Raw genomic sequence first — 20,939 nt, 5'->3', positions numbered from 1 at the left:
TGGTCAGCTGGCGGTTTCGGCGAGCTCCGGACTCGGTGACGCGGATTGCATGACCCGATGGATCTCGGCCGTGAAGTCCTCGGCGGCCTCGATGTTCGACGCGTGACCGGTGTCGAGGACGACCAGGCGATCGAGGTAGCCGCGAATCGACAGGGCATGCGCGATGCGCTGGGTCATCGCGTGCGGGAGAAGGAGGTCGTGCCGACCGCCGATGACCGTGGTCGGCACGGTGATGGCGTCGGCGCCGGCGGGTCCCATCGCCAACTGGAGAAGGGCCACGGCGGACTTCGCGCGGGAGCTGGGCGAGCACGAGCGGGTCATCGCGAGAACGAAAGCGGCGTGATCGACGGTCGCCGATCGGCCGTTCAGGATGCGATGCCGGATGACGCTCCGCGTGAACCGATCTCCCGGGAACGGAACCGGTATGGACAGCGCCATCTGGAGCAGCCACAGCGGCGCCTTGATCGGGCCGTTCACGAGCGGCAGTATGCGGCTCTCCGTGGCGATGCCGCCCCAGGTGGTGTTGGCGAGGATCATTGCCGCCGCTCGAGCCTCGGCCTGGCCGCGATGTCGGTGCGCCCACGCCTGCAGGGTGATGCCGCCCATGCTGTGGCCGACGAAGACCGCCTTGGAAGTGTCGGGGATCGTCTGGGACACCACGGTGGACAGATCGTCCGCCAGCACGTCGGCGTCGAATTTCCGTTTGCCCCAGGTGCTCTCGCCGTGTCCGCGCTGATCGTAGGCGATTACGTGGTAGCGCTCGGCAAGGGCGTTGACCTGCGGATTCCAGTACTCCACGCAACATGACCAGCCGTGCACGAGGACCAGGACGGGTGCGTCTGCGGGGCCGTGGTGAACCACACGCAGCCGTGCGCCGTCGTCGGTGACCGCCCATGAGGTTCGTTCGGGTTCGCGGCTGTTGAAGAGGGCGTCCACGTACTCACGGTTGCGCAGTCGCCGACGCGCCTCGGCCGGCGAGAAACCGGCCAGGGTGTGTCGGGCCGAACCCAGTACACCGGTGGAAATCATGTCGTCCTCCTCGCCCCCGCCTCCTGTGACAAGTGTCACAGGAGGCCTTGATGATACAAATCCACGCGATGTGTTCCGAGTGTTTCGGAATCACGGTTTGTGCCATATGTCGGGTTGTGTCGAACCGGCCGAGCGCCGGCCCATCCATCGGTCGTCCGCAGTTCGTCGCCATCGGGTGATCGGACGGGTAGCCGAGCGAACGATCGCCAAACATCTCGCCGGTCAGGGCGTCGGTGGAGCGTCGTGGCCGTGAACGGTCCGACTACGATCGGCAGCCATGGTCTCCGGTGACTCCCGCTTCTCCGACACACGGTCCGCGGACGCCGGTATCCCCGACAGCGGTACTGCCGGCGTCCCGAGGCGGGCGAACAGGCGCGGCCAGGCGACGCGCGAGGCGATGCTCGACGCCGCGCTCGCCTCGTTGGCCACCGGCGACCCCGCCTCCGTGTCGGGCAACCGGATCGCCAAGGACATCGGCGCGACGTGGGGCGCGGTCAAGTACCAGTTCGACGACATCGACGGCCTGTGGGCGGCGGTGCTTCATCGGACCGCGGAACATCGTGGCGACCTCCCGATGAGTGTGAAACCCGATGCGCCACTGGCAGAGCGGGTTGCGGCCATCGTCGACCTCATGTACGACGGACTGACCGCGCCCGAATCCCGCGCGATCGAGACCCTGCGGGCGGCCCTGCCGCGCGATCCGGACGAGTTGCGTCGGATGTTTCCCAAGACCGCCGCCGAGTTCGCGTCGTGGGGGCCGTCGTGGATCGATTCGTGCCAGCGTGCATTCGCCGACCTCGACGTCGATCCGGAGCGGGTGCGCGAGGTCGCGGCGTTCCTGCCCGGGGCCATGCGAGGCCTGGTGTCGGAGAAGCAACTCGGCACCTTCCAGGACCAGCAGCTGGCCCGACGTGGCCTGGCGAAGGCCATCGTCGCGCTGCTCGCGGGCTGAGGAACCGCCCCGACGGGTCAAACTCCGCGCTCGGGGGGCATCGCCGACCAGTGGATTGCGCATGACCGGTGCCGGTTTCGCTCGCTGTCCCGCGGGCTATTCCACGAGGCGGCCTGGCGGACGCGGGCGGCCGTCGAGAGGCCGACGCTACCGACGACAACGTGCTCGCGCCACGTGTGCGCGGCGGCGACGTCGAGATGCCACGCGCCTTCGACCATTTCGATCTCACCGTCTCGCTCCGAGCCGCGCCCTGACATCCCGGGTCACGCAGGGTTGACGAGAGCCTGTCCTGGGTATGAACAGCGCACCGATCAGCGGTTGACGTCGGACGCCCGGACGCCGAGACAAGGACAGGGCGGTCCACGGACCGCGATGCCCAATGGTGGGTTTCGGTGCGGCACGATAGGAGACGACCGATGGGGTCTCACTGCAGGACGACGCGCGATCACGACGAGATCCGAGAGTGGGCGACCACCCACCGGGGTGTGCCCGCCCGCGTTCGCGACATCCGGAGCGTCGGCGGAACAGGAATGCTCCGCATCGACTTCGACGGTGCGGTCGACGGCGACCTCGAGCACATCACCTGGGACGAGTGGTTCCAGAACTTCGAGCGCGCCGAACTGGCTCTCGTCTACGAAGCGGAGAAGTCCGACGCCAGCAGGACCTTCGCGAAAGTCGTGCCTGCGCCGGACTTCTGAACCGAGCTCAGACCCGCCGGGCCGCGTACCGGGCGCCCTCGAGCGTCATGCCGTTGACCGAGTAGAGCACGTGCAGGGCATTCGGCCCGCCGACCGGCGCGCCGTCGCAGATGGTGTCGCCGGGGATGCAGTAGCGAACGGTGCGGCTGCGGTACGGTGCGGCCACCTTGACCGGGGGAGCGCCGATGTCGTCGATGAAGCGATCCGACGGTGCGCCGTAGAGCACGATCGCGGCGACGTTGCGCGCCATGTTCGCCGGCAGCGGCGGCGGCACGAACCGGTCGTAGGCGGCGTACCGGGCGGGCAGGTCCAGCCCGGCGTGGACGGCGTAGCCGGCGACGACGGCGCCCTGGGAGTAGCCGCCGAGGACGACCTTGGTGTCCGGGCACTTCGCGGCCAGGTACTTGATGCGGTTCTGGGTGGTGCGGACGCCGTCGGCCACCGTGCGCGCGAACTTCAGCCGGTTGTTGAACTGGTCGCTGGCCGGGTACTTGACGCCGTAGGCGCTGACGGACTTGCCCGGCAGCTGCGAGCGAACGGCCTCGACGAAGGAGATCCCGGTGAGGCCCAGCGGCGGAGAGGTCTCCACGGTTCCGCGTGCGAACACGACCTCGACGTCGGAGCACGATGGTGCGGCCTGCGCCGTGGGCGTGCCGACGGCCACCGCCCCCGTGATCGCCGCGATGACACAGAGGACGGAGACACTGAACCGTTTGATCACCAGGCCAATGGTAGAGATCATCTCGCGCGGGGATAAGGGCCTGATCGTCCCAAAGATTGAGCCGATCCAGGGCCATCCGAGAGTCGGTTCGGCACGAACAACCGGGTTGAACGTATGAGAGGTTTGTAGAATCACGGGGTTCGCCGGGCTGATCCGGCGCATCGAATCGAGGTTGAGTGCCGGTGGCAACAGACGTCCATTTCAAGATCGCCGAGCTGGCGCGGCAGATGCATGCCGTTCCCGAGTCCACGGAGGACACGTCGGCCGAGGTGCTGCCCTCGGTCACCGCCGGTGCCGTCGAGTACGTCCCCGGTGCGCAGTACGCCGGCGTTCTCGTGGTCGATCAGAAGAACAACTTCGACACGCTGGCGCCCACCGACCCGCTGATGAACCTGGCCGACCGAATCCAGAAGGAAACGGGTGAGGGTCCGTGCCTGCAAGCGGCCTGGGATCACCACACCGTGCTCGTGAACGACATCGCCCGCGACGAGCGATTCCCCGCCTTCTCCGCTCGCATCCTCGACGAGAGTCCGCTGCGGTCCAGCCTGTCGTTCAAGCTGTTCACCGACAAGGGGACCATCGGCGCGCTCAACATGTTCGCCGATACGCCCGACGCCTTCGGCGACGAGTCCCTGGAAGTCGGCCTGTTGTTCGCGACCCACGCCGCCCTGGCATTGCGTGCCGCGCGGCAGCAACAACACTTCCGCAGTGCGTTGGCCAGCCGGGACATCATCGGTCAGGCCAAGGGCATGATCATGTACCGCTTCCGCATCGATGCGGTCGCCGCCTTCGCTCTGCTCCGACGCCTGTCCCAGGACACCAACACGCCGCTGGCCAAGGTCGCCGAACAGCTCATCGAGAGGGAACTGGCCGAGCCCACCGAGGGGGACGCAGGGTCGCTCTCCTGACCGGGCAGATCGGCGTCGGGATCGGTAGGCGGCAGCATGCTGTCACGACTACGTTGGCCACATGCGCAGCCGGCACGTGAGTGTGGTCATCAACGCCGAACCCGCGAGGGTCTACGACTTCGCGGCCGAACCCGACAACCTGCCGCGGTGGGCCGCAGGGCTGGCGAAGTCGGAGGTGGTCCGGCGGGGTGACGAGTTGCTCGTGGAGTCGCCGATGGGCACCGTGACCGTCCGGTTCGTCCCGCGGAACGGACTCGGCGTCGTCGACCACGAGGTGGTGCTTCCCGCCGGGGACACCGTGCTCAATCCGCTTCGGGTGCTGGCACATCCAGAAGGTGCCGAAGTCGTCTTCACGATCCGGCAGCTGGCCATGTCCGACGACGAGTTCGACCGCGACACCCAGATGGTGGAAAAGGATCTCGCACAACTGAAATCGCTGCTGGAGACGGCCGGCCCGGCCTAGTGTCGAACCGGGTCGAACCGGCCGGCGTCACTTCCGGTGCACCGTGAAGTCGACGGAGTCCGACTGCCGCAGAGCTTCCCACGCGGCCGAACTGACGCCGAGCGCGTCGAGTAGAAAGGCCGCGACTGCGTCGGCCACCAGCGCGACCCGGGCCGGGTTCTCATCGGTGGTCTCCCGGACCGCCTCACCGGCGATACCGCCGAGAGTGTGTTCGCCGTCCGGAATCCACAGCAAGTCCGTCGCGCCGGGGGAGAGGTGGAAGGCGTCGGTCAGCCATTCCGGGCCACGCGTCGACAGGGCCGAGTCGTCCTTGCCGCCGGCGACGACGAGCGCCGGGGTGGACATCGTCGAGAAGTCCGGCCGCATGAACGGCAGGTGTTCGCGCGCGTACTCGCTCAGGCTGTCGCCGGTCCCGGCCGTCGCGATCAGTGCGCCCGCTCGCACGGCGGGGTGTGCGAGATCCGGGCCGACGACACCGTCCGGCCCGATCACACGCGCGCCGAGGAGGGTGCCGACGGTCTGACCTCCCCATGAGTGGCCGGCCGCGGCGAGCAGCTCGAGGTCGACGCGTGGGCGCAGGTCCCCGCCGGCCGCGATCAGGATCTCGTCGAGATGGTCGATCACCGCGTGCGCGTCCTGCACCCGCGTGCGCCAGATGGACGAGAATCGCGGGTCGTCGAATCCGATCCCGTGGCGCCGGGAATCGAGATGCGTCGGCTGTATGACGGCGAAACCTGATGCAGCCCAACGATCGACGAGTGGTGCGTAACCGTCCATCGACCAGGCGTTGCCGTGGGAGAACACGAGGACCGGGAGCCGATCCCCGGTGGCCGGTGCGGTGACCCTCACCATCAACGGGAACGGACGGTCCGAGGTGGGGACGACGATGGGCTTGACGGAGACGATCTGACGAGCGAGCACTTCCGTGGACATGGGAGTTCCCTTCGGGACGGGGCCGGTGCGCGATAACCTGGACGGAACGATGTTCCGCCAAACTAGCGGAACAGTGTTCCGCGAGCAAGGGGTGGAGGGTGTCCGCAGGAAAAACAGCACGTCAGATGCAGGCCGAACGGAGCCGTACGGCACTTCTCGAGGCGGCGGCCGCGGCCTTCGTCGATGCGGGCGTGCAGGCCCCGGTGCGGGACATCGCCACGCGTGCCGGTGTCGGCGTCGGCACGGTGTACCGGCATTTCCCGACCCGGGCGGAACTGGTCACCGCGGTGTACCGGCACCAGGTCGACGAATGTGCGGCACTGGCGGAACAGCTTCTGGCCGAACAGGTCCCGCCGCGTGCCGCGCTGTGCCGGTGGACGTCGGCGTTCACCGACTTCCTCGTCACCAAACACGGCTTGAGTGACGCGCTCAGCTCGGACGACCCGAGCCTCGTCGATCTGCACGCGCTCATCTTCGACACCCTCGTGCCGGCGTTCGCCTCGCTACTCGAACCGGCGCAGGCCACGGGAGAGGTCAGCCGGGACATCTGCGCGCTGACCTTCCTACGGGCGATCGGCAACCTGTGCATCATCGGACCCGGGTACACCGACGCCGACGCCAGGGCGATGGTCGGTCTGCTGCTGATCGGCTCCGGTGCATCGTCGGTAGGGAGTGAGTACGCATGACGCAGCGTCGGCTGTTCTTCATCCACGGCGCGGGCGGATATGCCGACGACGGCCCGCTCGCCGAGGCGCTGGCCGCGGCACTCGACGCGACGCTGGACATGCCGCGGTTCTCCGACGACGACATGTCGATCGAGGCGTGGGCCCGTCCGATCCGGGAGCGTCTCGAGGGGCTGGACGCCGACGATCACGTCGTCGCGCACTCGTTCGGGGCGACGGTGCTGATGCATGTCTTCGCCGAGGCCCGCCTCGCCCCGAGAAGTGCTGTGCTGCTTGCGATGCCGAACTGGGGACCGGATGGTTGGGATATTCCGCAGTATGTGTTCCCCGGTACCGGCTCTCTGCTCCCCTCGGTCCACCACTGCGTCGACGACGACGTGGTGCCCGTCGAGCATCTGGACCTGAACGCGGCGTTCCTTCCGTCGGCGCCGGTGCATCGTCATCCGGTGGGCGGTCACCAGTTCGACGGGCTCGCCGACGTCCTCGCCGCCGAGCTCAACACCGCCGAGAACCGATGAGCGAGAACAGCGCGGTCGACGCCGACGCCCGAGGAGTGCCGGCCGCGTCGGCGGCGGGGCGGTGGCTGATCGTCGCCGCGGTCCTCGGTTCGGGTGTCGCCTTCATCGACGGCACCGTCGTCAACGTCGCACTGCCGGCCATCGCGCGCGACCTCGATACCGGTCTACGCGGTCAGCAGTGGGTACTCGACGGGTATCTGCTCACGCTGAGCGCGTTGTTGTTGCTCGGTGGTGTCGCCGGCGACCGGTATGGGCGTCGGCTTGTCTTCGCCGGAGGTCTCGCTGTGTTCGCGGTGGCGACGGTCGCGTGCGGGCTGGCGCCGACCGTCGAACTCCTCGTCGCCGCACGGATCGTGCAGGGGATCGCCGCGGCCGCGGTGGTGCCGGGCAGTCTGGCGTTGATCAACGCCGAGATCCGTCCGTCGGACCGCGGTGCGGCGGTCGGTCTGTGGGCCGGGATGTCCGGCGCGACCACGGCTCTGGGCCCGTTCCTCGGTGGCTGGCTCGTCGACGCGGCGTCGTGGCGGTGGACATTCCTGCTCAGTGTGCCGCTCGCGCTGGGCGCTTTGTGGATCGCGATCCGGCATGTCCCCGAATCGCGAGGCGCGCCGTCGAACGCCCGTCTGGACGTGGCGGGTGCGCTGGCGATGACCGTCGGGCTCGCGGGCGTGATCTACGCACTCATCGAGGGGCCGTCGAACGGGTGGAGCGGCGAGACGGTCGCCGCCGGGATCGTCGGTGTGGTGTCGCTCGCGGGTTTCGTGGTGATCGAGTCGCGGGTGTCGGCGCCGCTGCTGCCGCTGGGGTTGTTCCGGTCGTCGCAGTTCACCGGCGCCAATCTGACGACGCTGCTGGTCTATGCGGCGCTGGGCGGTGCGCTGTTCCTGCTGGCCCTGCAGTTGCAGCAGAGCCTCGGTTACTCGGCGTTCGAGGCCGGCGCGGCGATGTTCCCGAGCACGTTCATCATGCTGTTCGGGTCGCCCTTGGTCGGCAAGCTGGCGCAGCGGACCGGGCCACGGCTGCCGATGACGGTCGGCCCGCTCATCGCGGCCGGTGGTTTCGCGCTGATGTCCCGGGTCGAGCCGGGCTCGGGCTACGTCGACTCCGTGCTGCCCGGGGTGCTGCTGTTCGGCCTCGGCATGACGGTGACGGTCGCGCCGCTCACCTCAGCGGCGCTCGCCGCCGTCGACGACGCGCTCGCCGGTACCGCGTCGGGCGTGAACAACGCGGTGGCGCGGCTCGCGGGGTTGCTCGCGGTGGCGGTGCTGCCCGCCGTGGCGGGGATCGATGCGGGCCCCGGCGATCCGCTCGGCGCCGGCTTCCGGACGGCCATGTACATCTGCGCGGCGTGCTGCGCGGTCGGCGGGCTGGTGGCGGCGTGCACGATCCGCTCGAGCACGGATGTGCGGCCGCAGGTCCGTGCGGGTGTGGACACCGCCTGCCAGGATGCGGCTACCCGGGCAGGTTAGGCCCGGCGTTCGCCCGTGCCGGCCGCGATGGCCCAGAGCACCAGGACGGGCTGGAAGAACAGTCGCGTCAGGCGCTTCTCGTCGGTGTCGAGTCCGAAGGCGTCGATGTGCTCGACGTACTGGTTGATGTTGCCGGGGAAGATGACCACGAAGAACGCGGCCACGATCCACGACACCACCTTGCGGTGGCGGGGCAGCGCGATCAACGCGGCGCCCAGGGCGATCTCGACGCCGCCGGAGGCCAGCACCACGAAGTCCTTGCTGAACGGCACCCAGTCGGGGACCTGTGCCTGGAACTCCTCGCGCTGGGCGGTGAGGTGGCCGACGCCGGCGATCACCAGCACCGCTCCCAGGGCGATCCGGGCGATGGCCCGGCCCAGCGGCTGACGAGTGGTGGTCGGCGTGACGATCGACATGTGGGCTCCTCGGGTGGGTGTCGGTTCGGTTCTACCGCACTTCGTGGCGGGCGGGGTTTCGGACGGTCAGCGCCGGAGGGTTCGGGTCGGGATGAGTCTTGATGTCGATTTGTGGCACAGAAGTACTTACTTGTGATTGAGTGTTGTGATTGCGACCACAACGGTGTGGTCGCTCGTTGTATGCAGAGGACCGCCCATGACCCCCGATGTCGCACCCGCACACCGACTCTCCGTGTCCTGGCTGCATGCGGTGCCGAGTGCGCTGCGCGGGGCGGCCGGTGTCGTCGTGACCACCGCGGCGTTCTTCGTCGCGGTCGCGGTTCTGGTGATCGCCCAGATCGTCGTCCTCGCCACCCGCGCCGCGGTCGACCTCACCTGAGGTTCGCCCGGCTGACGCTCACGCCCACTGTCCCGACCGGACGGCTTCACCTGGGCGGCCGCACCCCGTTCGCTCCTGGCATAAATCGCCCGGGAACAAGATTCCTGCCACCTGGGTTGAGTCGGTCAGACTTAACTCTGGAGGTTTCATGTCGCAGACATATTCACTGCCGGTTCTCTTCGTTCCTGACGTCGTCGTCCTGCCCGGCATGGTCGTGCCCATCCCGCTCGACGATGCCGCACAGGCCACGGTCGACGCCGCCCGGGCGAGCGAGACCGGGAAACTGCTGGTCGCCCCACGTCTGGACGATCGGTATCCCACCTACGGTGTCATCGCGTCGATCGTGCAGGTCGGCCGCATCCCGGGCGGCGGCATGGCAGCCGTCGTCAAGGGTGAGCAGCGCGCGCAGATCGGAACCGGGACACCCGGTCACGGTGCGGCGCTGTGGGTCGAGGTGACCGAGGTCGACGCCGTCGAGGCCACCGACGAGGACCGTGAACTCGCCGGCGAGTACAAGAAGCTCGTGCTGGCGATGCTGCAGCGCCGCGAGGCATGGCAGCTCATCGACGCCGTCAACAAGATGTCCGATCCGGCGGATCTCGCCGACACCTCGGGCTATGCGTCGTGGCTGTCCGACGAACAGAAGCGTGAGCTGCTCGAGACGCCGGTGACCGCGGCGCGGTTGCGGCTGCTCATCGAGTGGACCGGCGATCATCTGGCCGAGTCCGAGGTGACCGAGAAGATCGCCGAGGACGTCCGCGCGGGCATGGACAAGCAGCAGAAGGAATTCCTGCTTCGCCAGCAGCTCGCCGCCATCCGCAAGGAGCTCGGCGAGGACGAACCCGAGGGCGCCGACGACTACCGCGGCCGCGTCGAGGAAGCCGACCTGCCCGAGAAGGTGCGCGAGGCCGCGCTCCGCGAGGTGGGCAAGCTCGAACGCGCCAGCGACCAGTCGCCGGAGACCGGATGGATCCGCACCTGGCTCGACACCGTCCTCGACCTGCCGTGGAACACCCGGACCGAGGACTCGACCGACGTCAAGGGCGCGCGCGAAATCCTCGACGCCGACCACCACGGCCTCGACGACGTGAAGGACCGCATCGTCGAGTACCTCGCGGTGCGTGCCCGTCGCGCCGAACGCGGCCTGCAGGTCGTCGGCGGACGCGGGTCGGGCGCCGTGATGGTGCTCGCCGGTCCTCCCGGGGTCGGCAAGACATCGCTCGGTGAGAGCGTCGCCCGGGCGCTGGGCCGCAAGTTCGTGCGCGTCGCCCTCGGCGGTGTGCGCGACGAGTCGGAGATCCGCGGCCACCGGCGTACCTACGTCGGTGCGCTGCCCGGCCGAATCGTGCGGGCCATCGGTGAGGCGGGATCGATGAATCCCGTTGTGCTGCTGGACGAGATCGACAAGGTGGGCTCGGACTACCGGGGCGACCCGGCCGCCGCGCTGCTCGAGGTCCTCGACCCCGCGCAGAACCACACCTTCCGCGATCACTACCTCGATCTCGATCTCGACCTGTCCGATGTGCTGTTCCTCGCGACCGCCAACGTCATCGAGAACATCCCGTCGGCCCTGCTCGACCGTATGGAGCTCGTGACCCTCGACGGGTACACCGAGGATGACAAGGTCGCCATCGCCCGCGACTACCTGCTGCCCCGACAGGCCGAGCGGGCGGCGCTGACACCCGACGAGGTGACCGTCACCGATGCGGCGCTGCGGGAGATCGCGGCCAACTACACCCGCGAACCCGGTGTGCGGCAGTTCGAACGGCTGCTGGCGAAGGCGCTGCGCAAGGCCGCGACCAACCTCGCGGTCGAATCGGGCGAAGGGGGAACCGCGACGGCGCCCGTCACCATCGACGAGCCCGATCTGCGCGACTACCTGGGGCGTCCGCGCTTCACGCCGGAATCGGCGGAGCGGACGGCGGTCCCCGGTGTCGCAACCGGTCTCGCGGTCACGGGCATGGGCGGCGACGTCCTGTTCATCGAGGTGAACGCCACCGAGGGTGAGCCGGGTCTGAAGTTGACCGGCCAGCTCGGCGACGTGATGAAGGAGTCGGCGCAGATCGCACTGTCGTACGTGCGGGCGCACGCCGAGCAGCTCGGCGTCGACCCGAAAGCGCTCGACAAGACCATCCACGTGCACGTTCCGGCCGGGGCCGTGCCGAAGGACGGTCCGAGCGCCGGCGTCACCATGGTCACCGCGCTGGTGTCGATGGCGACGGGACGTCAGGTGCGCAGCGATGTCGGGATGACCGGCGAGGTCACGCTCAACGGGCGGGTCCTGCCGATCGGTGGGGTCAAGCAGAAACTGCTTGCCGCACAACGCAACGGGCTGAAGACCATCTTCATCCCGCAGCGCAACGAGCCCGACCTCGACGACGTGCCGGCCGAGGTGCTCGACGCCCTCGACGTCCGGCCGATGACCGATGTCGCCGAGATCTTCGCGCAGGCGCTGGAAGTCGCCGTCGACGCGCAGGTGACCGCGGCCTGATCCCGCGCGCTGTAGCCCAGGCCCAGCCCAACACCCCGGTGGTTCGTGGACGATCACGTTCCGCCGGGGTGTCGGCGTTCGTCAGAATGGCGGGGGCTCGTCGTCGTGGGTTGTCGCTTGATGGTGGGTTGCCTCGCTCCGGGCGCGGCGGTTCGTTCCGCGCTGTTTCTTGTTGCGGGCACGTTCTTCTCGCCGCTTCGCGTGTTTGGCGGCGGTGCGTTCGGTGATCGTGCGCGGTTGTCGGCCTTGTTGTTGTCTGCCTTGCCGTTCGGGCACGATGATCCGCGGACTGGGCGGCGCTTTCGCTGCTTGTTCGAACCGGATGCGACGCAGGTTGGGGAAGAGGTCTTCGAGGGTTTCGGCCTCGCCGGGGATCACAAAGCCCTCGGGCGTCACGTATTCGGTGACCAGGCGGCCCTCGTCGTCGCGGTACTGCACATCGGTCCAGTCACCGTGGGTCTTGTGCAGATGACCGGGACGGCATTTGGCGTTGAGGTTCTCACTCGAGGTCGCACCCCCGCGTGCCGGCCGGGCGTGGTCGTACTCGGCGACGTGATCGACATCGGCGGTGAATGCCGAACGCGTGCAACCCGGCTCGGTGCAGTAGCCGTCGCGCACCCGCACGAACTCCGCACATGCACTCGTCGGACGATACGGGTCACCAGGCAGGGCAGCCGGGTAGACCACCACCATCTCCGACGACGGCGGCTCCGTCGACGGTGGCTCCGACGACGGTGTGGCCGAAGTCGGGGGTGCCGACGCGTCACCCGCGCCGTCGGTGTCATCTGTAGCCTGCTGTGGCGCAGCGATGTTCGCCGTCCGCGTGGGCTCGTCGTCGTATCCGCCCTCGCCGGCGACGACCTGCGTGGGTGGTGTGCGGATGGGGGTGACCGGTCTGATGGTCGCGTCGGGCCGGGCGGCGAGGTCGCGCACATGCTCGTCGGAGATGACTCCGTGCCCGTCGATCCAGCCGGGTCCGGACCCGCCGGCCAGGGTGTCGGCGTCGGTGACGACGTGGATCACGATGTCGGTACTCGCCGCCGAACCTCCAGGATCGACAGGTGTTGCGGTGCAGTCGGATTGTCCGCACGCACAGGTGAACGCTGTTCGGGTGAGCAACGCGTACATGGCGTCGGACTTGCGTTCCCCGAGGGTGCGGCCATCGCGGTCGCAGACGGATGCGGCGAGCTCCCGTACCGAGGCGTTGGAAGCTCGGATGTTCTCGGCGGCCATGACCGCGGTGATCTCACCGGTGCCGTCACCGTGGTTCTCGGTCCACACCCCGCGTTTGTCGAGCGCTTCGCGGCGCCGTTCGCGGACGGCGTCGGCGTCGTGGCCGAAGACCAGGCGGTCGATCATGTCGCGCAAACCTGACGTCGACCACGACCCGGACCGGGAGCGCAGCAGGTCGGCGATCGATTCGTCGAGCACCTCGATGATCCGGCGGCTGTCGGGGTCGTCGGGGTCGAGAAGGTGATCATCGGACACCAAGTGGGTGCGGCCGATGATCTCGCGGATCTGGTGCGGCCCGATGATGCCGTCGCGCAACGTCTCCAACACCCGCGGCAGTCGGTCACGCAGACACAGCGCCTCGTCGACCAGCATCCCCGCCCGGTAGCGGGTGATCCCGGCCTCGCGCGAGACCCGGGCGACGATGTCACCGAAACCGTCCGAGACGTAACTGTTGCCGACCGTGGTCAACAGCCGATCACACAACACCAGGATCGTCTGATAGCGGCACCACGCCAGATACGACTCGCCCGCGCGGATCGACCCCAGGCGCTGCATATGGGTGGCGGTGTCGGCATCGGCCGGACAAGCAGGATCGACCCCGGCGAGGAACTCGCCCGGCAGATTCGTCCATGCCCCCACAGTGACTCCCCCCGAAGTCGTTGCCAACCGGCCTGGTTGACCGGTTCAACTTATACATCCAAGGTAGACCCGACCACCGACAAGAATGCTCGGCCGAGCCGCTACGTGAGCCCGACGGTGCGAGCGATCCTCTCCGACAACAGATACAGCGCATAGGCGAAGTAGGCCACGATCGCGGCGGGCAGGACCCACAAGGCGGCCACGGCCGCAACGAGACTCGCCGCCCACTGGCGCCCCCACAGCGGCGCGGCGACGAAGATCATCAGCAGGGAGAGCAGGAGAGAGACCGCCGGCGATGATGTCGGCCACGACCAATCGAACAGCAGCGCCCCGCTCGAACCGACCGCCGCGCAGATGCCGACGAGGCTCAGCACCAGCCACCCGACCACACTGAGACGTCGCCATCCGCCGGCGACCCATCGCGTGCGAAGTGCCACGGCCGACCACATGATCCACCGCTTGAGCCAGGGGACGCCGGACGCCCGCATCATCTCGCGGAAGAACCGGTCGGACAGGGTGTCACTCCCGAGCGCGCCGGAGTTGACGGTGCCCGTGATGAGCTCGTCGTGGATGAGCGCCGCGAGTGAGTGTCTGCCGTAAGGGTTCTCGAACCAGCGCAGGAACCGGGGGATCGAGGCGAGGTCGGTGGGGTTGTCGTCGCCGGGCACAAACGCGCGGGCCGCGTCGACGGCGCCCCGCGCATCGGCTTCCGTCTGTCCTCGCTCGACCAGTTGTGTTACCAGGTACTCCTCGACCGCGGGATCGGAGAACCGGAAGGCGTTGCGCACGAGAAACTGTCGCTCGTCGATCTGCGCGATCTCGACCTCGCCACGCCCGGTCGGGTCGTCGACCTCGAAGCCCGACGTCGGCGCGACCCGCCACGGCACCCATCGCGGATCGTTCGGTGTGGTCTCGTTCATCGCCGCCTCCGCGTCGAGGGGATGTATCGACCGTAGCCCCCACGCGACCGGGACCGATGGGTAACGGAGGCGCAGCGTGTTGGGGTGGTGGCGTACTGACCACCGTGGAAGTTGCGGGCCCGGGGCCCCGGCGATGGCGAGGTCGAAGAAGCCACGCATCCGTATGACGTTGTGCCCGGAAACCGGGCGCAACGTCATTTGCGTTTGAGGCCCCGGCCCAAATTGAGCGAACTCCGCTCAATTTTTTCGACGATCCGGGAACAATCCGTCGGCCACCCCCGTTACACACTTCGAGAAACCTGAGCGACGAAGACTCAAGTCGGTTTGACTCGGATCTACTTTTTCAGTAGGACATGAGTCGGACGCACTGAAGTCCGGTCCCGCAGAGTTTCGCCACGACATCCCCGCGGTCGCGAGACCCCGGGACAAGGACTCGGGTGCACACCCGCAAACTAGGAGGAAGCCAAACATGTCTCGTGCTGTTGGAATCGACCTCGGTACCACCAACTCGGTGGTGGCCGTGCTCGAAGGCGGCGAAGCCGCCGTCATCGCCAACGCCGAAGGCGCACGGACCACCCCGTCGGTGGTCGCGTTCGCGCGTAACGGCGAGGTGCTGGTCGGTCAGCCCGCCAAGAACCAGGCGGTCACCAACGTCGACCGCACCATCCGCTCCGTCAAGCGCCACATGGGCGAAGGCGACTGGACCGTCGAGATCGACGACAAGAAGTACACCCCGCAGGAGATCAGCGCGCGCACGCTCATGAAGCTCAAGCGCGACGCCGAGTCGTACCTGGGTGAGGACGTGACCGACGCGGTCATCACCGTCCCGGCCTACTTCAACGACGCGCAGCGTCAGGCCACCAAGGAAGCCGGCCAGATCGCCGGCCTCAACGTGCTCCGCATCGTCAACGAGCCGACCGCGGCCGCCCTGGCCTACGGACTCGACAAGGGTGAGAAGGAACAGACCATCCTGGTCTTCGACCTCGGTGGCGGCACCTTCGACGTCTCGCTGCTCGAGATCGGCGACGGCGTGGTCGAGGTCCGTGCGACCTCCGGCGACAACCACCTCGGTGGTGACGACTGGGATCAGCGCGTCGTCGACTGGCTCGTCGAGAAGTTCAAGAGCCAGAACGGCATCGACCTGACCAAGGACAAGATGGCCCTGCAGCGTCTCCGCGAGGCTGCCGAGAAGGCCAAGATCGAACTCTCGAGCTCCCAGAGCACCTCGATCAACCTGCCCTACATCACCGTCGACGCCGACAAGAACCCGCTGTTCCTCGACGAGCAGCTCTCACGCAGCGAGTTCCAGAAGATCACCTCTGATCTCCTGGAGCGCACCCGCGCACCGTTCCAGGCCGTCATCAAGGATGCGGGCATCTCTGTCGGCGACATCGACCACGTCGTGCTCGTCGGTGGTTCGACCCGTATGCCGGCCGTCACCGACCTGGTGAAGGAACTGACCGGTGGCCGCGAGCCCAACAAGGGCGTCAACCCGGACGAGGTCGTCGCCGTCGGCGCCGCACTGCAGGCCGGTGTGCTCCGCGGTGAGGTCAAGGACGTGCTGCTGCTCGACGTCACCCCGCTCTCCCTCGGTATCGAGACCAAGGGCGGTGTGATGCACAAGCTGATCGAGCGCAACACCACCATCCCGACCAAGCGGTCGGAGACCTACACGACCGCCGAGGACAACCAGCCGTCGGTGCAGATCCAGGTCTATCAGGGTGAGCGCGAGATCGCCTCGCACAACAAGCTGCTCGGCAGCTTCGAGCTCGGCGGCATCGCCCCGGCGCCGCAGGGTGTCCCGCAGATCGAGGTGACCTTCGACATCGACGCCAACGGCATCGTGCACGTCACCGCGAAGGACAAGGGCACCGGCAAGGAGAACTCGATCCGCATCCAGGACGGTTCCGGCCTGAGCAAGGACGAGATCGACCGCATGATCAAGGACGCCGAGGCGCACGCCGACGAGGACCGCAAGCGTCGCGAGGAGGCCGAGACCCGCAACCAGGCGGAGTCGCTGGTCCACCAGACCGAGAAGTTCCTCAAGGAGAACGAGGACAAGGTCCCGGCGGAGCTGAAGGAGAAGGTCGAGGCGGCTGTCGCCGGGGCGCAGGAAGCGCTCAAGGGCAACGACACCGCGGCGATCAAGTCCGCGATCGAGAAGCTGTCGGAGGAGTCGCAGGCCCTCGGCCAGGCGATCTACGCCAACGCCGCTGCCGAGGCCCCCAACGGTGAGTCCGCCGCGGCCGACAGCGATCCCGACGTCGTCGACGCCGAGGTCGTCGACGATGCCGACTCGAAGGAGAACAAGTGACCGCAGGAGCCCATTCGTCGAATGGGTCCGGCGAGGAGCCGGTGACGGTGACCGACCGTCGTCGTATCGACCCGGAGACGGGTGAGGTGCGCGACGAGCCGGCCGCCGGCCCCGGCCCGGCCGACGCCGGACCGGTTGTCGACGAGTCCCAGACGGACGAGTCGCAGGCCGACACCGCAGCCGACGAGCCGGATGCCCGCGTCGCCGAGCTGACGGCCGACCTGCAGCGCGAACGCGCCCAGTTCGCCAACTTCCGGCGGCGTGCCGCCGAGGAGAAGCAGGGGTCGGTCGCCTACGGCAAGCAGATCCTGATCGACAAGCTGCTGCCGATCATCGACGACCTCGACCGTGCACGCGAGCACGGCGACCTCGACAGCGGTCCGCTGCGTGCGGTCGCCGACAAGCTGACCGGTGTGCTGGCCGCCGAAGGTCTCGTGGCCTTCGGTGCGGCGGGTGACGAGTTCGATCCCGAACTCCACGAAGCCGTGCAGCACGACGGTACCGGGGCACATCCGGTGATCGGATCGGTGTACCGATGCGGCTACCGCCTGGGCGAGAAGGTGATCCGCACCGCGATGGTGACGGTCACCGATCCCGCTCCCGCGGGCGACGCGCCCGGTGCACAATAGAACGACCGTCGCTCGATCCTGGGTGGGCGAACTCACCACTGATCCCTGAGGTGCGAGGAGCGCAAGCGACGAGCCACGAAGGGCGACGAACCCTTCGTGGCTCGCTTCGCTCGCACCTCAGGGAGCAGGTGGTCTGCTCGCACCTCAGGGAGCAGGTGGCCCCAACTGAAACTTCAATCCAGACAACAGAACTCAAGGAGGTGACGTCTGGTGGCACCACAACGTGAGTGGTTAGAACACGACTTCTACAAGGACCTGGGCGTTGCTTCTGACGCTTCGGCTGAAGAGATCAAGAAGGCCTACCGCAAGCTCGCGCGCGAGCTGCATCCTGATGCGAATCCGGGTGACAGCGCGGCCGAAGAGCGCTTCAAGCGCGTGTCCGAAGCCCACAGCGTCCTCGGCGATGCCGAAAAGCGCAAGGAATACGACGAGACACGCGCCATGTTCGCCGGCGGACGATTCCGCGGCGGCGGCAACGGCTTCCCGGGTGGCTTCCCCGGCGGCGGAACCACCTACACCACCGGCGGCGGTGGCGACTTCGACCTCGGCGATCTGTTCGGCGGGGCGCAGACCGGGGGCGGCGGTGGCGGTTTCGGCGACATCTTCGACGGCCTGTTCAACCGCGGCGGCGGAACGCAACGTACTTCGACGGCGAGCCGGCCGCGTCGTGGCAAGGACCTCGAGACCGAGACGACGCTCTCGTTCTCTGACGCCGCGCTCGGCACGACCGTCCCCCTGCGGGTGACGAGTCCGTCACCCTGCACCACCTGCCACGGCTCGGGCGCCAAGCCCGGGACCAGTCCGCGGGTGTGCGCGAACTGCAACGGTTCCGGGTTCGTGAGCCGCAACCAGGGCGCGTTCGGATTCAGCGAGCCCTGCCAGGACTGCCAGGGCACCGGGTCGCGGATCGACGACCCGTGCACCGATTGCGACGGCAGCGGCGTGAAGGTCCGCGCGCGCACCATCAACGTCCGGATCCCCGCCGGCGTCGAGGACGGTCAACGCATCCGGCTCGCCGGGCAGGGCGAGGCCGGTCGTCGTGGCGCCCCGTCGGGTGACCTCTACGTCGTCGTGCACGTGACCCCGCACAAGCAGTTCACCCGCAGCGGCAACGACCTTCGGGTGCAGCTGCCGGTGCGGATCTCCGAACTCGTTCTCGGAGCGACGGTCTCGGTTCCGACCCTGGAGGGTTCGGTCGGGGTGAAGATCCCGCCGAACACCACCGACGGCCGCACGCTGCGCGTGCGCGGTCGTGGAGTGCCCAAGCGCTCCGGCGGGGCGGGCGACCTGCTCGTCACCGTGAAGGTCGCGGTTCCGAACAAGCTCGACGAGGCCGCGGTCGAGGCGATGCGCGCCTACGACCAGGCCGAGCGGGCAAGCGGTTTCGACCCGCGGGCGGACTGGGGGCGATGAGTCATGGCCGGTGCGAGCAACTTCGACGGCGACGGCGCGACCTTCCTGATCTCGGTGGCCGCCGAACTCGCCGGCATGCACGCCCAGACCCTGCGGACGTATGACCGCCTGGGCCTGGTCACCCCGCAACGGACGAGTGGCGGTGGTCGCCGCTACTCGTCCCGCGACGTCGAACTCCTGCGCGAGATCCAGCGTCTCTCGCAGGAGGAAGGCGTCAACCTCGCGGGCATCAAACGCATCATCGACCTGAGCAATCAGGTCGAGGCACTCCAGCACCGCGTGCGCGAGCTGACCGACGAGGTGCAAGCGTCGCGGACCCGCCGCGGCGGCGAACTCGTCCCGGTGCCGCGCACCAACGCCCTGGTCGTCTGGCAGCCGCGACGCAAACGCACCACCGACTGACCTGGTTTCGACGCGAGCCCACGGACGTGCGTAACGTTGAGCGTATGGCTTCTGAACCCGTCACCACCGTCGACTCCGGCCCGCACAAGGTCTCGCGCCGGGTCGTCGTGAACGCCCCGGCCGCCGATGTGTTCGCGCTCGTGTCGAATCCGCATCGGCATCCGGAGCTCGACGGTTCCGGCACGGTCCGCGACACCCCTGTGGACGGGCCCGAGACGCTGACCCGTGGGGCGCGTTTCAGCGTCGGGATGAAGCAGTACGGCGTGCCGTACAAGATCACCTCGACCGTCACCGACTTCGAACCCGGTCGGGTCGTCGAATGGCAGCACCCGATGGGGCACCGCTGGCGGTGGGAACTCGAGTCGACGTCACCGACCACGACCGCGGTCACCGAGACCTTCGACTACTCGACGCTCCGGGTACCGAAGATCATGGAACTCATCGGCTACGACAAGAAGAACGGCAAGGGGATCGAGGGCACCCTGCGGGCCCTCGCGGCCCGGTTCGCCTGAGCCGGACCGTTACCCTTGATGGACTCCTCTTCCCCCGAGTCGTTCCCCGAGCCCGGCACCTCGGATGAACCCGTCGTCGTCCTCGGCATCGTCGCCGCGCCGGGCCAGGCGATCGACCTCGCCCGCAAGCTCATCGAAGCCGACCTCACCGACCACATCCAGACGACCTTCCCTGGCGCGCGCTGGCAGCTGGATCTCCTCGAGGCCGGCGTCGTACAGCCGCCGGCCGGCGACGCCGAGATCGTCGACGCCACAAGAGATCTTCTGCTCGAACACGAGTGGGATCTGGTGCTCTGCCTGACCGACCTGCCGCTACACGTCGGCAAACGTCCGGTCGTCGCGCATGCCAACGCAGTGCACGGCGTCGCGGTCCTCTCGGTGCCGGCGCTCGGCGCCACCGGAGTGCGGCAGCGGGCCCGCGGCATCATCACCGGACTCGTCGGTCAACTCCTCGGTGCCGACGCCGACGACCTCCGCGGTCACCAGAAGTCGCCGGCGCGGTCGGCGCTGCGCCATCGCGTGCGCCAACTCGGGACCGACGTCGACGAGGCGGGCACCGCGTTCACCGCGCGTGTCCTGACCGGGAACCTGCGTCTGCTCACCGGCATGGTGCGCGCCAACCGCCCGTGGCGGCTGGCACTCGGCCTCACCCGCGCCCTCACCGGGGCGATCGCGGCCGGGGTCTTCGCACTCGTCACCGCCGACATCTGGCTTCTCGCAGACACTTTCGGTGGGATTCGCCTGACCGGGGTGGCGCTCGGCTCGATCATCGCGATCACCGCGACGCTGATCATCGGCGCCGACCTGTGGGAACGTGGCACCTCCCGTCAGACGCGCGAACAGGTGGCGCTGTTCAACATCGTCACCGTGATCACGGTGGTCCTCGGCGTCGGCGCCTTCTACGCGGCGCTGTTCGTATTGTCCGCCCTCGGCGCACTGTGCCTGGTGGTGCCGCAGGTCTTCGGTGCGACGCTCGGCCACCCGGCCGGTTTCACCGACTATCTGGAGGTCGCCTGGCTGACGTGCTCCCTCGCGACCGTCGGCGGTGCCCTGGGCGCCGGCCTGGAAACCGACGAGGCGGTGCGCGACGCCGCCTACACGCAGCATCCCGCGGAGCCCATCTGAGTCGGTGTACCTGCACAGCCGGGTGTACGAGGACCGCAGGCGAGCCGCTAGGCTTGCGGGTCAGAACGCCACAGCAAGGTCGGCGACGGGAG

General features: G+C 68.2%; 21 protein-coding genes. 15 read left to right on the top strand and 6 right to left on the bottom strand.

What is annotated here, in order from left to right:
* Nucleotides 1-3: 3 nt before the first annotated feature.
* The gene (locus Q9R39_RS08850; protein ID WP_311277342.1) at nt 4-1,029 is read right to left on the bottom strand and encodes an alpha/beta hydrolase; all 1,026 of its coding nucleotides are present in this window, start codon (nt 1,027-1,029) and stop codon (nt 4-6) included.
* Between the two features lie 277 nt (nt 1,030-1,306).
* On the opposite strand from Q9R39_RS08850, the gene Q9R39_RS08845 reads away from it, so the two are divergent.
* A complete protein-coding gene (locus Q9R39_RS08845) occupies nt 1,307-1,981 on the top strand; it encodes a TetR/AcrR family transcriptional regulator (protein WP_311277341.1) in 675 nt (224 codons plus the stop codon).
* A gap of 416 nt (nt 1,982-2,397) precedes the next feature.
* Nucleotides 2,398-2,679 carry a hypothetical protein gene (locus tag Q9R39_RS08840; RefSeq protein WP_065632445.1) on the top strand — a complete coding sequence of 94 codons (282 nt, stop codon included), beginning with the start codon at nt 2,398-2,400 and terminating at the stop codon, nt 2,677-2,679.
* A gap of 7 nt (nt 2,680-2,686) precedes the next feature.
* Here Q9R39_RS08840 and Q9R39_RS08835 read toward each other — a convergent pair whose 3' ends face one another.
* A complete protein-coding gene (locus Q9R39_RS08835) occupies nt 2,687-3,421 on the bottom strand; it encodes a cutinase family protein (RefSeq protein WP_238994951.1) in 735 nt (244 codons plus the stop codon).
* A gap of 161 nt (nt 3,422-3,582) precedes the next feature.
* Here Q9R39_RS08835 and Q9R39_RS08830 point away from each other — a divergent pair, with 161 nt between their 5' ends.
* The gene (locus tag Q9R39_RS08830; RefSeq protein WP_159371540.1) at nt 3,583-4,308 is read left to right on the top strand and encodes a GAF and ANTAR domain-containing protein; all 726 of its coding nucleotides are present in this window, start codon (nt 3,583-3,585) and stop codon (nt 4,306-4,308) included.
* Nucleotides 4,309-4,369: 61 nt separating this feature from the next.
* Complete coding sequence (locus Q9R39_RS08825; protein WP_159371539.1) at nt 4,370-4,771, top strand: SRPBCC family protein; 402 nt, start codon at nt 4,370-4,372, stop codon at nt 4,769-4,771.
* 27 nt (nt 4,772-4,798) lie between these two features.
* On the opposite strand, the gene Q9R39_RS08820 is transcribed toward Q9R39_RS08825, so the two are convergent.
* Nucleotides 4,799-5,704: a chlorophyllase gene (locus Q9R39_RS08820; RefSeq protein ID WP_159371538.1), complete on the bottom strand. Its 906-nt coding sequence runs from the start codon at nt 5,702-5,704 to the stop codon at nt 4,799-4,801.
* Nucleotides 5,705-5,802: 98 nt separating this feature from the next.
* On the opposite strand from Q9R39_RS08820, the gene Q9R39_RS08815 reads away from it, so the two are divergent.
* Genes Q9R39_RS08815 through Q9R39_RS08805 form a run of 3 tightly spaced genes read left to right on the top strand, consistent with a single transcriptional unit; the run spans nt 5,803 to nt 8,374 of the window.
* The gene (locus tag Q9R39_RS08815) at nt 5,803-6,390 is read left to right on the top strand and encodes a TetR/AcrR family transcriptional regulator (protein ID WP_238994950.1); all 588 of its coding nucleotides are present in this window, start codon (nt 5,803-5,805) and stop codon (nt 6,388-6,390) included.
* Nucleotides 6,387-6,905, top strand: a complete 519-nt coding sequence (locus Q9R39_RS08810) for an alpha/beta fold hydrolase (protein ID WP_068971026.1) — start codon at nt 6,387-6,389, stop codon at nt 6,903-6,905. The genes Q9R39_RS08815 and Q9R39_RS08810 overlap by 4 nt, the downstream gene beginning before the upstream one ends.
* The gene (locus tag Q9R39_RS08805; protein WP_068971025.1) at nt 6,902-8,374 is read left to right on the top strand and encodes a DHA2 family efflux MFS transporter permease subunit; all 1,473 of its coding nucleotides are present in this window, start codon (nt 6,902-6,904) and stop codon (nt 8,372-8,374) included. Before Q9R39_RS08810 ends, Q9R39_RS08805 begins: the two co-directional genes overlap by 4 nt.
* On the opposite strand, the gene Q9R39_RS08800 is transcribed toward Q9R39_RS08805, so the two are convergent.
* Nucleotides 8,371-8,790 carry a MauE/DoxX family redox-associated membrane protein gene (locus Q9R39_RS08800; RefSeq protein ID WP_058249658.1) on the bottom strand — a complete coding sequence of 140 codons (420 nt, stop codon included), beginning with the start codon at nt 8,788-8,790 and terminating at the stop codon, nt 8,371-8,373. The two genes, Q9R39_RS08805 and Q9R39_RS08800, sit on opposite strands and share 4 nt — an antisense overlap.
* Before the next feature lie 196 nt (nt 8,791-8,986).
* Between Q9R39_RS08800 and Q9R39_RS08795 the strand changes: the two genes are divergently transcribed.
* Both Q9R39_RS08795 and lon read left to right on the top strand, forming a co-directional pair.
* Entirely contained in the window at nt 8,987-9,169 is a 183-nt protein-coding gene (locus Q9R39_RS08795; RefSeq protein ID WP_058249659.1) for a hypothetical protein, read from the top strand.
* A 148-nt stretch (nt 9,170-9,317) separates the two neighbouring features.
* The gene (lon, locus tag Q9R39_RS08790) at nt 9,318-11,660 is read left to right on the top strand and encodes an endopeptidase La (protein WP_165629525.1); all 2,343 of its coding nucleotides are present in this window, start codon (nt 9,318-9,320) and stop codon (nt 11,658-11,660) included.
* An 81-nt stretch (nt 11,661-11,741) separates the two neighbouring features.
* On the opposite strand, the gene Q9R39_RS08785 is transcribed toward lon, so the two are convergent.
* On the bottom strand, nt 11,742-13,532 hold the full coding sequence (locus Q9R39_RS08785; protein ID WP_165629526.1) for an HNH endonuclease signature motif containing protein: 1,791 nt from the start codon (nt 13,530-13,532) through the stop codon (nt 11,742-11,744).
* A gap of 101 nt (nt 13,533-13,633) precedes the next feature.
* Nucleotides 13,634-14,452: a DUF1353 domain-containing protein gene (locus Q9R39_RS08780; protein ID WP_058249663.1), complete on the bottom strand. Its 819-nt coding sequence runs from the start codon at nt 14,450-14,452 to the stop codon at nt 13,634-13,636.
* A gap of 469 nt (nt 14,453-14,921) precedes the next feature.
* Between Q9R39_RS08780 and dnaK the strand changes: the two genes are divergently transcribed.
* From dnaK to Q9R39_RS08750, 6 genes are all read left to right on the top strand, one after another.
* Complete coding sequence (gene dnaK / locus Q9R39_RS08775) at nt 14,922-16,766, top strand: molecular chaperone DnaK (RefSeq protein WP_137809515.1); 1,845 nt, start codon at nt 14,922-14,924, stop codon at nt 16,764-16,766.
* Entirely contained in the window at nt 16,763-17,395 is a 633-nt protein-coding gene (gene grpE, locus Q9R39_RS08770) for a nucleotide exchange factor GrpE (RefSeq protein WP_137809514.1), read from the top strand. The genes dnaK and grpE overlap by 4 nt, the downstream gene beginning before the upstream one ends.
* Before the next feature lie 210 nt (nt 17,396-17,605).
* Entirely contained in the window at nt 17,606-18,808 is a 1,203-nt protein-coding gene (gene dnaJ / locus Q9R39_RS08765) for a molecular chaperone DnaJ (RefSeq protein ID WP_058249666.1), read from the top strand.
* 3 nt (nt 18,809-18,811) lie between these two features.
* The gene (locus tag Q9R39_RS08760) at nt 18,812-19,210 is read left to right on the top strand and encodes a heat shock protein transcriptional repressor HspR (protein ID WP_058249934.1); all 399 of its coding nucleotides are present in this window, start codon (nt 18,812-18,814) and stop codon (nt 19,208-19,210) included.
* Nucleotides 19,211-19,254: 44 nt separating this feature from the next.
* Nucleotides 19,255-19,722, top strand: coding sequence for an SRPBCC family protein (locus Q9R39_RS08755; RefSeq protein ID WP_058249667.1), 468 nt, complete (start codon nt 19,255-19,257; stop codon nt 19,720-19,722).
* A gap of 18 nt (nt 19,723-19,740) precedes the next feature.
* Complete coding sequence (locus Q9R39_RS08750; protein ID WP_159371535.1) at nt 19,741-20,847, top strand: hypothetical protein; 1,107 nt, start codon at nt 19,741-19,743, stop codon at nt 20,845-20,847.
* Nucleotides 20,848-20,939: the final 92 nt, after the last annotated feature.

The sequence above is a fragment of the Gordonia sp. AC31 genome, assembly GCF_031844505.1.
GTDB lineage: Bacteria > Actinomycetota > Actinomycetes > Mycobacteriales > Mycobacteriaceae > Gordonia > Gordonia hongkongensis.
This window is presented reverse-complemented; position numbering and strand designations above follow the sequence as displayed.